The organism is Haloferax chudinovii (assembly GCF_042663345.1).
Lineage (GTDB): Archaea > Halobacteriota > Halobacteria > Halobacteriales > Haloferacaceae > Haloferax > Haloferax chudinovii.
The window spans coordinates 155,136-165,196 of record NZ_JBHTAB010000010.1 but is presented as its reverse complement, the minus strand read 5'-3'; the positions used below and the strand labels follow the sequence as shown (position 1 = coordinate 165,196).

The 10,061-nt window shown below is 59.6% G+C and carries 10 protein-coding genes; 4 read left to right on the top strand and 6 right to left on the bottom strand.

Features of this window, described 5'->3' with window-relative positions:
• Positions 1 to 216 precede the first annotated feature (216 nt).
• Entirely contained in the window at positions 217 to 2,013 is a 1,797-nt protein-coding gene (locus tag ACFQI8_RS16425) for a DNA methyltransferase (RefSeq protein WP_390246659.1), read from the bottom strand.
• Positions 2,014 to 2,031: 18 nt separating this feature from the next.
• Positions 2,032 to 2,208, bottom strand: a complete 177-nt coding sequence (locus tag ACFQI8_RS16420; protein WP_390246657.1) for a hypothetical protein — start codon at positions 2,206 to 2,208, stop codon at positions 2,032 to 2,034.
• Positions 2,209 to 2,306: 98 nt separating this feature from the next.
• On the opposite strand from ACFQI8_RS16420, the gene ACFQI8_RS16415 reads away from it, so the two are divergent.
• Entirely contained in the window at positions 2,307 to 2,591 is a 285-nt protein-coding gene (locus ACFQI8_RS16415; protein WP_390246655.1) for a helix-turn-helix transcriptional regulator, read from the top strand.
• Between the two features lie 40 nt (positions 2,592 to 2,631).
• The gene (locus ACFQI8_RS16410) at positions 2,632 to 4,536 is read left to right on the top strand and encodes a hypothetical protein (protein WP_390246653.1); all 1,905 of its coding nucleotides are present in this window, start codon (positions 2,632 to 2,634) and stop codon (positions 4,534 to 4,536) included.
• Between the two features lie 630 nt (positions 4,537 to 5,166).
• Here ACFQI8_RS16410 and ACFQI8_RS16405 read toward each other — a convergent pair.
• The 3 genes from ACFQI8_RS16405 to ACFQI8_RS16395 form a co-directional block, all read right to left on the bottom strand.
• Entirely contained in the window at positions 5,167 to 5,412 is a 246-nt protein-coding gene (locus ACFQI8_RS16405; protein ID WP_390246651.1) for a DUF7123 family protein, read from the bottom strand.
• Between the two features lie 305 nt (positions 5,413 to 5,717).
• A complete protein-coding gene (locus ACFQI8_RS16400; RefSeq protein WP_390246649.1) occupies positions 5,718 to 6,503 on the bottom strand; it encodes a molybdopterin synthase in 786 nt (261 codons plus the stop codon).
• Between the two features lie 24 nt (positions 6,504 to 6,527).
• Positions 6,528 to 6,872, bottom strand: coding sequence for a hypothetical protein (locus tag ACFQI8_RS16395; protein ID WP_390246647.1), 345 nt, complete (start codon positions 6,870 to 6,872; stop codon positions 6,528 to 6,530).
• A 93-nt stretch (positions 6,873 to 6,965) separates the two neighbouring features.
• On the opposite strand from ACFQI8_RS16395, the gene pyrH reads away from it, so the two are divergent.
• Positions 6,966 to 7,679, top strand: coding sequence for a UMP kinase (pyrH, locus tag ACFQI8_RS16390; protein WP_390246645.1), 714 nt, complete (start codon positions 6,966 to 6,968; stop codon positions 7,677 to 7,679).
• A gap of 1 nt (position 7,680) precedes the next feature.
• Positions 7,681 to 9,372, top strand: a complete 1,692-nt coding sequence (gene lysS / locus ACFQI8_RS16385) for a lysine--tRNA ligase (RefSeq protein ID WP_390246643.1) — start codon at positions 7,681 to 7,683, stop codon at positions 9,370 to 9,372.
• A gap of 36 nt (positions 9,373 to 9,408) precedes the next feature.
• On the opposite strand, the gene ACFQI8_RS16380 is transcribed toward lysS, so the two are convergent.
• On the bottom strand, positions 9,409 to 9,948 hold the full coding sequence (locus tag ACFQI8_RS16380) for an LURP-one-related family protein (protein ID WP_390246641.1): 540 nt from the start codon (positions 9,946 to 9,948) through the stop codon (positions 9,409 to 9,411).
• Positions 9,949 to 10,061 lie beyond the last annotated feature (113 nt).

Genomic DNA, 10,061 nt, shown 5'->3' with positions numbered 1-10,061 from the left:
CCTGTGGAGACTGCGCTCCCTACGGGAACCACCACAGTTCCTGCAAAGCGCGTCGTGGAAGCAGGAAGCCCTACCCTCAAGGAACGAGCCGCGTCAGCGGCGAGTGAGTAGGGTAGGGTAGTTCACAAGCGTGCCCGGAGAGTTACAGATGGGACTCAAACGCCGCCATCACACGAATCGATGAACCGATTCTGAAAATAATCTAGTGCAGGTGTTTTATTCTCTCGGCTTTTGGAGGATTGTGGCCCACTCGCACTCGATAACGCCCCCGTTATGTTTTCTGCCTTTGAACAGGTCACGGTTGGTGATACTGTCCCACGCAGAACCGATGAGCCGGAATCCCTCGTCCGCTTCAAAGTCTCCGCCGTGTCCCTCGAACTTACCGAGGTTCTGTGCGATGTCGGCAACGTACTTGTGGCTGTGAATGAGTCGTTCGCCAATCGTGTTCTCGCCGATGACGAAGAAGTAGTAGCCACCCGGTTTCAGGTGTTCATAGACACGGGCTAAGTTCTTGAGCATCCCGTCACCGAAGAACTTCCACGTCACATACGCCTTGCGCTCGGCCTCGTTGTGGTCAAGGTGGTGAATCGCCTCGATATCAGCGTCCAGATGGGGCAATCGAGTGTGTTCGTATTCCTCGTCTGTTCCGCACCAGATGTCACGAATCGCGGCGGGGAGTTCTCTGTCCACCTTGCTCATCGACACAGAGTTAGTCCCGATGATGGACTGACGGAGTTCTTTCGCGTCGAATTTTTCGTCTTCTTCGAGGAAATCATATATCCAGAAGAGCCGGAGTTTCGACCCCCTGTAATAATTCATCGCGTTGATGTACGGAGGCGATGTGATTGCGAGGTCTACCTTCTCCCGATACTCAGGGATATCGAAGGTTCGAGCGTCACTCAACCTGATATCAACGTTGGCCTTGTGAGCGGCATTGTTCGCTACGTTCTCTGCTTCCCCTTCGTTTCCAAACGTTTGAATGGTCTGCTGGACGGTTCCGCCGCTGTAGTTGGTGTCGTATATATCGTTCCACAACTCAACGAGTTTACCCCGTGCCTCTTTCAGTTGTTGTGCGTGCGTGTCAAGAACATCCGGTGGATGGTCACCTTCCTCGATTTTCCGCCGCATCTTCTTCGACCTATAGGCTTTGGAGATACCGGGGTCAGCATTAGACACCTCGAAGACCGTATTCGCAATCATCAGCGTCAGCCAGCGATTGAGACGGGTTTTGACCTCGTCGGTACCCATCTCAAGGTCAGCAAGTGCCGCCTGTTCATCCTCGCCAATGTTGGAGAGTGGCTCGAAAGCTCCCCCTATGAAGTCGGCGAGGGCTTTCCTGATTCGAGAGAGGTCGCGGATTGCGACGGGCTCGAACCAATGTTCCTTGTTTGTTCTGTCAAGGAACTCCGCATCGTACTCCTCGTAGACCCGTTCTTCGGTCTGGTCGAGAAGTCTAAGGTATTCTTCTTCTGCGGCTTCCAAACAACTGGGCGGAATGGGTGAGGTAGAAACCTCGGAGACCAATCGGGAGAGCGGATTAATTTCGATTCCTAAGTAGTCTCTTCCGTTGATTTTCGCTTCGAGTCCGGTAGTACCACTCCCAGAGAACGGGTCGAGGACAAGTGGCCTTTCTCCATCCTCGTTCTTTTCCGTTGTAAATCGGCGAATAATATAGCTTGGGATATGGGGAATAAAGATGGCGGGGTGCTTGTGGATAGCGTGTGTGAGATAAGTCGTGTTGGGGATGTTTCTTCCATCGCCTAGGCTGTTGGCGAGGTCTCGAAAATCCATTTCAGGGTACTCTTCCGGCTCTCCCTCAAATGCGTACTCGACACCTTCGCCTTTGGGGACTTCTCCAAGAAGGTATCCGATTTCACCCGGCGACTCGCCCATACCCGGATTATCCTCGAAGCAAAAATCTGGGAACACTCGGTTGCCCTCTTTCCTCATCTCAACGTCCCCGTATTGAGTGTATAGAGAACCAATTCCCATACCTGGGGCCTCCTCAGTCATTGCTAATACCTTCCTGTGTCATCGTTTAATACCTGCTGGAACTTCGGGAGTGTTCCCTTTCATCTTGAGATAGTCACGGTAATCCAATAGAATACCGGCAAGCATGGCGTTGTCAAGCCCGGTTTTTTTTGCCCTCTGCAGTAACTCCGAGAGTTCTATTTGAAACTCTCCGTAGGACTCGATTTCATCGGTCATCTTCGGATCTCGGTAATTCGTACAGTTCAGACTCGGTTAAATGTGTTGCATAATATGCAACACACATAATTATCGGCTGTATCTACCATCGTTCATCTGTGCCAAAGAAAGCGGATGTAGAACCGTCTTTTAGCGAAACAGAACTCGAAGTTGTTCGGTATTTAATCGAACATCCGGAAATGAGCCACAAGGAGATCGCCGAGGAACGGGGTGTGGCTCGTGGTACGGTTAACAACGCTGTTGCACGAATTAGAGACAAGACCAGAGTTGCCTTTGCAACTCTTCTCGAAAGTCCTCACACGACGGAGGTCGCCAAAGAAATCGAGGAGGACGATTTAGACGAACTTATCTCTCGGTTGGAACAGACGCGAGGCGGAGATTGAGCCAACCACATTTATACTGTCTGTGTCGTTGTTCCCAATCATGAACCATTTTAACCGTAAAATAATTTCTATCCATAATGATAGTGAGTTGAATGAAGCGGAGGTGATTCTCAAGCAAACAGTGAACACTACTGTCCGAAAGCTTCCGCTGGCTACGTTTCAAGAACACGAGAAACAATCCGACGACGAAGATGGGGGAGATAAATTAACGAACCAGAGCGTCGGTGGTGTTCAACGGGCACGCCAACTTGCAGAGGAAAACCCCGGAGACACACTTCCTGCCGTCTATGGAGGTCTGTTCACAGTTGCAGAGTACTTCACTCGGTCGTTTGATGCGATTAAAGGGAAGTTCTTCGAGAAGGTAATTGCCGCTGAGGAAGGATCTCACCGTCTTGACGTAGATCGAAACCTCGGGAACCTAACCCAGTATCTCCTCGAGCCGGAACTCTGCTGGAAATCGCTCGATTACACCCGCGAAACGCTTACTGATGATGAAGTAGACAGGTTATCTAATTTAGACTCTGTTACGCTGAACCTCGGTAAGAACAACAAACAGGCGAACTCAGACGCGACGTTATTTTTTGAGGACGAAGGTATACTCGTATTCGGGGAACATCGAACAAGCGTGGTCAGCGGTGGGACGACCGCGAGGCCCTCGCTGATGAGGAAACCAAAGGCGTTAGTTCGTGAGCTGACAAAGTCCAAGGAGGTTTCCACGGTTTCCGGCGAAGTTGAACGAGAGTACGGAATCCCAGCGGACTCGTATACTCTAACCGAACTACTGAATCAAGTCGGTGTTGATGATATTCACTTCCATATTGGCATCCTTTTCAATGAGAAACGAACACCGGCTCGATGGGAAGAAGACCCACAGCAGGGAACGAGTCGCAGACTGATAGAACAGTTTGAAGAAGAACTTCCAACAGAGTTCACCGAAGATCTACGGAATATCAGTCTCGACGCCGACAATCTCAAACTGGAATTTGAGGTTCCTGTCTCACCGGATAGTGATGCGTCGATTTCGTTCCATCTCTCGTTCCTTTACGGCGACGTATATCTGAATACGATATACAGCGGTTCGCTGGATGGGGTTGGACAAAACGGGTCACTCGACGCATTTGACTCGCCACAGTCACTCCGAGATATAATCAGCGACAACGAGGCCGACGACCTTTGGTTGGGATTCTCCATCGCAGAACGCGAGAACAAGGTATTCGAGATGTCAGACGATGGCCGCAACAACGCGATGGCAATCGCGGATATGATTCTTCGGAGTGACAAATCGACTAAGCGGCTTGCCGAGTTCCGTTCGATGCTACTGGCAGGGGAACGAAAAAAGGCAGATGAGGAGTTGCTGTCTTTTGCACGCGACCTCGCGGAGCGGTACAACGAGAGTCGAGACAACAGCTATGTTGAAGGAGTGTATGGAGGCGACCCACTCGACTATCTACAGGATGTAGCCATCGAAGTCTTGGTGTACGACGCAATCTCCCGGCCAATATTCCTACGTCGTTTCCCGGGTACCGAGGAGGCTGAAGATGAGGAAGAGAAAGAACTTGCACGAGTTCGGGAGACGTTTGAAAAATACCTCTTCAAGATCGAGTCGGACACGAAAAAGAAGCGGCGAATATACAGGTGCGTCCGCAATCTGACTGAGTATTCGGATAGCGATGATAACGTACCCGCAAGCGGTGATGACGAGGTCAACTGGGACTCAGCCCCGACTTCTTCTGACATCGGAGACGTACTCGATATGCGGGCACCGACAAAGATTCTCAACTCGATGACCGACGGGACAAAGGACACAGATGGTGGGATGCTGGTCAATCACCGGAGCAAATATGCAGTTCCCGCATCTGTCGCGCAACTGATGGAGCCGTATATGAGAGAACTCCCTGACGACGTAGAAGTGGACGCATATCAGGCAAGCGCCACGGACTTCTAACTGATTCGGATATCTGAAAGCGGCAAATCCGTTCTGACACGCAGTTCTAGCGCTCGAGGCGTTATTAATTGAAATCGACAGACGGTGAGGGGAGGTTACCGCAACGGGTGTCCTTAACGACCGCTCGATAGCGGCAAAGACCTCGGTTAGACGGGGTGGACAACTTCTGGAAAATCGGGGACAAATATGACTAGGTCGAGCCGTGTCCGAATTACACTTTGCGCGGCACGCAAGCCTAGGTCGGGACCCGAACCGGCCGGCGACGGTGGCGCGGGAGGCGGTCGCTCGGGCGTCTGTACCGAAGTCAAAAAGCGAAGCGCCACGAAACCGTGAGGGCGTCGCCGCGGAACGGGTGGGCCGTCACCGGGGATGTGTGGTGGAGGCCGTTCCGGCGGGGCGTGCGGGGAGTTCGGTCCTCCGCGCCGCGGGGGGTCGGTTCGTCGGCGTCACGAACCGAGCGGGGTTATCGGGCGGTCGAGTCGCGTCCCGGCGTGGGGTCCGGGTGCGCTCGGCGGGGCTCCCGCGGGCTGTCGCGGAGTCGCGTTCAGTTCGTTCGTTCAGTTCGTTCGGGGACCGGGCGGTACGCGTCGTCCTGACGCTGGCGTCGGTCGGAGCGGGCGGTGCGTGCGTTCAGGCGGTCTCGACGCGCCACGTGGTCGCGCTCGTGTACGACCACTTCTCGATGGTCAACTCCGTCGCGGAGTTTCGGAGCTTGACCATCAGGGCGCCGATTTCCTTGGGAGACAGGCCGACGTCGTCGGCGATGAATTTGCTCTTGAAGTACATCTCGCCGTCTTTCGCACGGTCAAGCAGGTACTGCTTGAGGCGGTCTTCCTTGGAGCTACTGTCGGTGGAGGGGGGTATTGTTGCGCTCATCTGGTACACCTCACTTCCACCTAACGACCCATTACCTGTTATAAAGGAAGGTCCGTTAGAATTAGTTCGGCCGCTTTCAGCTTGAATCGACCAAAACGGTTCGTTTTAGGAATCTTTGAAATCGGCGTAGATTTTTTAGAACCGATTTTGAGGGATTGTTTCTGAAAATATCAATTAGAAATTATTGGGGCAAAAACGCCCCGTTTTACCCCGTCTGACGCCACATTTTGCGGAAATCGGTGCCGCAATATCGGTCGATTTCCGCGCTGTCGCGACTATCCGCGTGTTCTGAATAACGCACCGCCTCAGCGGTCGTGGACCCAGAACTCCTCGTCGGTGGTCATCTCCTTCTTGAATATCGGGACCTCGTCTTTCAGGCGGTCGATTCCGTCTTCGACCGTCCTGAACGCCTCTCGTCGGTGGCCCGCGAGGACGACGACGAACACGATGTCCTCGCCGTCTTCGACGACGCCGACCCGGTGGTGCATGAGGACGCGGAGGACGCCGTCGCGCGCCTCCAGTTCCTCCGCTATCGCGGCCATCTTGGACTCCGCGACGCCGTCGTACTTCTCGAATTCGAGGCTGAGCGTCGGGTCGTCGCTCTCGGACTCCTTCGCGCGCACCCGCCCGGTGAACGTCGCAATCGCGCCGGCGTACACTTCGAGCGGGTCGGCCTTCGCGCGTTCGACCAGCGTTTCGAGCGTGACGTGCGGTTCGTGCGCGTCGACCTCGGCGGCGAGGGACGCCACGTCCGCGGAGTCGGCCGTTTCGGCCTCCGCGACGACGTTCGCCGCGTCGGCACCGGCGAGCGCGACCGTCGGGACGCGCGCGTCGGGGAACCCCGAGAGGAGCGCGTAGTCGTACTCAGCCGAGAGGTCGTCGAGGAGACCATCGAGGTCGCGGTCGTCGCCGGTACCGACCCAGTTACCGTCCGGCGAGAGGCCGTAGGCGGCGGCGACGCCGTCTGTCGACTCCGGTTCGGTCGCGCTCTCGGGGAGCGATTCCACGGTGGCGACGCGGCCGTCCAACTGCGCGGCGAGTCGGTCACAGAGCGTCGTCGAGCCCGCGCCGACGATTCCGAGGACGTGCATACCCGAAGGACGGCCCGCGCCGATTTAAGACTGCTCCGTGCCGGCCTCGTCGGACTCGGGTGTCGCCTCCGAGTCCCGCGCCTCGGGGCGCGGGCGGGTCCGGTAGAGGTGGACGGCGACGGCCGCGCCGACGAGGCCGAGGAGCGTCGCCAGCCACGGGGCCGCCGCACCGACGGGTGTGTCGGCCGTCGCGGGCAACGTGTCGAACTGCCAGAGCGCCCAGCCGACCGAGAAACAGGCCACGAGCACCCAGTTGAAGACGGTCCGGCGGTCGAACTCGCCGCGTCGGTGGCGGGCGAGAATCGCCCCGAGGGCGAGCACCCAGCCGACGACGACGAGCGTGACCGTCTCCACGGTGACGAGTCGCATAGCCGTAGTCGCCGCGAGAGTGGTTTAAAGCCCTCGACACGGGCGTCTCGCAGTTGATAACCCTTAAGATGCGGTCGCGGATACCGGTGTGCAATGAGAGTCGTCATCTCCATCGGCGGAAGCGTGCTCGCGCCGGACCTCGACGCTCGACGCGTGGAGGGTCACGCCTCCGTCGTCGAAACGCTCGCGCGGGACGGGTGCGAAATCGGTGCGGTCGTCGGCGGCGGCGGCGTCGCCCGCGACTACATCGGCGCGGCCCGCGACCTCGGCGCGAACGAGGTCCAACTCGACCAGATCGGTATCGACGTGACCAGAATCAACGCCCGCCTGCTCATCGCGGCGCTCGGCGCGCAGGTCGACCCCAAGGTCGCCCACGACTACGAGGACGCCGGCGACGCCATCCGACGCGGCGACATCTCGGTGATGGGCGGCATCATGCCCGGCCAGACCACCGACGCCGTCGCGGCCGCGCTCGCCGAGTACGTCGACGCCGACCTGCTCGTCTACGCGACCAGCGTCGACGGCGTGTTCAGCACCGACCCGAAATCGGACCCCGACGCGACGAAGTTCGAGGAGATGACCGCCGCGGAGCTCGTCGACGTCATCGGCGACATCGAGATGAACGCCGGTTCGTCCGCCCCGGTCGACCTCCTCGCCGCGAAGCTCATCGAGCGCGCGAAGATGCGCACTATCGTCCTCGACGGCACGGACCCCGACCGCATCACGCCCGCCGTCCTCCGCGGCGAGCACACGGGCACCGACATCATCCCCGAGGGCGGCGACGAACCGACCTACTGGGCCCCCTGAGATGACGACCGACGACCCCTCCCGCGGCGACGCCCCCGCCGCGGACGCGACCGACACTGACGGCGACGCGGACGCCACCGACGACGCGGACGCCACCCACCACGGCTTCTGGGCCGACGAGGTCGCCGACGAAATCGAGGCCCGCGACCCCGACGAGCCGGTCGTCGTCAAGGGCGGCGTCTCCCCCTCGGGCGTGGCCCACCTCGGCAACTTCAACGAGATTATGCGCGGCTACTTCGTCGCCGAGGTGCTCCGCGAGCGCGGCCACGAGGTCCGGCAGGTGTTCACCAGCGACGACAAGGACCCACTCCGGAAGCTCCCGCGAAAGCTCGCGGACGCCGACGGCAACATCGTCGGTCTCGGCGAGGTCGACGCCGGCGCGCTCGGCCGCAATCTCGGCAAGCCGTACACGTCGATTCCGGACCCGTTCGGCGGGGCCGAGTCGTACGCGGCGCACTTCGCGGCGCTCCTGAAGGCCGACGCCGACCGCCTCGGCGTCCCGGTGGAGATGATTTCCAACACCGAACTGTACGAGAACGGCGACTTCGACCCCGTGGTCGAACACGTCCTCGAACACGCCGACACCGCCCGCGAGGTGCTGGGCGAGTACCAGTCGAAGGTCGACGAGGACTACGTCGCCTTCAATCCCGTCTGCGCCGAGTGCGGCAAAATCACGGAGACGGTCACGGACATCGACCTCGACGCCGGCACCGTCGACTACGTCTGTACCGACATGACCGTCGGCGACAACACCATCGACGGCTGTGGCCACGAGGGGACCGCGACGTTCCGCGAGGGTAAGCTCCCGTGGCGCTTCGAGTGGCCCGGCCAGTGGCAGGTCCTCGGCGTCGACTTCGAGCCGTTCGGCAAGGACCACGCCGAGGGCTCGTGGCCCTCCGGCAAGGATATCGCCGAGAACGTCCTCGGCATCGAGCCGCCGGTACCGATGGTGTACGAGTGGTTCACGCTCAACGGCGAGGCGCTGTCGTCGTCGGCCGGCAACATCGTCACCGTCTCGGAGATGCTCGACCTGCTCGAACCCGAGGTGCTTCGGTACTTCTTCGCGCTCAACCCGCGGAAGGCCCGCGACCTCGACCTCACGCGACTCGACCAGCTCGTGGACGACTTCGACCGCTTCGAGCGCGCCTACTTCGGCGAGGTCGACGACGAGAGCCTGACCCGCTTCGCCGAGCGCGCCTACCCGTTCGTCGTCGACGAGGTCCGCGAGGACCGGGTTCGACTCCCGTACACGTTCGCGGCCGTCCTCGGCATGACCGACGACGAGGACCTGCGCGTCAAGATGGCCCGCAACGAGGGCTTCTTCGACGAGGACACCCCCGACGAGGTGGTCGAGGAGGCGCTGGACCGGGTCGAACGCGCCCGCCGCTGGGCCGAGAAGATGGACAACCAGTACAACTACCGCCTGCAGGTCGACCTCCCCGAGTTCGACTTCGACCCCGCGGTCGAGGCCGCCCTCGACGACCTCGCGGAGTTCGTCGCCGAGGGCCGCGACGGCGAGGCGATTCAGGGCGAAATCTACGAGACGGCGCGCCGCCACGACATCGAGATGGGCGACTTCTTCGCCGCCGGCTACCGGCTGTTTTTCGACGCCGAACAGGGACCGCGACTCGGCGAGTTCCTCGGCGAGCTAGAGCGCGACTTCGTCGTCGCGCGACTCCGCCGCGAGGACTGACTCCTCGCCCCTCTCGCCGTCGCCCTCACCGGACCGTCAGTTCTCTTCGATGGCGTCTATGACGACCGCGCCGACGACGGCGAGTCGCGGGTCGATTCGGTCGCGGTCCACGTCGACGGTGTACTTGTCCCGGAGCGCGAACTGCCCGTCTACCGCGCCGACCGGCTCCCCCGTCGCGTCTTCGATGCGGTAAGAAAACGGGATGAGCGTCGTGACGAGCCGTCTGGCGACCGCCATCGGGACGTTGTCCTCGACGATTCGGCCCACGACGGAGCCGTCGGGGCCGAGCAGTTGGTAGGTGTGTCTGGCGAACGAGAACGCGCCGCGTTTGACCGCGCCGACGCGCTCGCCGGTCCGACTGTCGACGACGTCGTAGGCGGCCGACACGTCGAGGACGCTGTCGGCCTTGACGCGGAACCGCTCTTCGCCGGTGTCGTGGTCGTTCAGCCGGAAGTCCTCTTTCAGTTTGAACTTCTTTTGCTTCGCCGAGAGGATGGGGTCGTCGCCTTCGTAGACGACGTACTTGTTGCTGATGGACACCTTCTGTCGGACCTCGTAGCGGGAACTGTCGAACACGGTTCCCGTTGGTCGCCGGGGTGGCTAAAACCCTTCTGGGGCACGACTTATGTCCCCGAAAAGCGTACGTGCGGACAGGCTCGTTCCCCGCGAACGACGCCGACCGCGGCCTC

Excerpts from the sequence above, each read along its gene's own strand:
- ACFQI8_RS16420 (WP_390246657.1), bottom strand. The coding sequence starts at position 2,208 with ATGACCGATGAAATCGAGTCCTACGGAGAGTTTCAAATAGAACTCTCG.
- ACFQI8_RS16395 (WP_390246647.1), bottom strand. The coding sequence starts at position 6,872 with ATGCGACTCGTCACCGTGGAGACGGTCACGCTCGTCGTCGTCGGCTGG.
- pyrH (WP_390246645.1), top strand. The coding sequence starts at position 6,966 with ATGAGAGTCGTCATCTCCATCGGCGGAAGCGTGCTCGCGCCGGACCTC.
- ACFQI8_RS16425 (WP_390246659.1), bottom strand. The coding sequence starts at position 2,013 with ATGACTGAGGAGGCCCCAGGTATGGGAATTGGTTCTCTATACACTCAA.
- ACFQI8_RS16400 (WP_390246649.1), bottom strand. The coding sequence starts at position 6,503 with ATGCACGTCCTCGGAATCGTCGGCGCGGGCTCGACGACGCTCTGTGAC.
- ACFQI8_RS16405 (WP_390246651.1), bottom strand. The coding sequence starts at position 5,412 with ATGAGCGCAACAATACCCCCCTCCACCGACAGTAGCTCCAAGGAAGAC.
- ACFQI8_RS16410 (WP_390246653.1), top strand. The coding sequence starts at position 2,632 with ATGAACCATTTTAACCGTAAAATAATTTCTATCCATAATGATAGTGAG.
- lysS (WP_390246643.1), top strand. The coding sequence starts at position 7,681 with ATGACGACCGACGACCCCTCCCGCGGCGACGCCCCCGCCGCGGACGCG.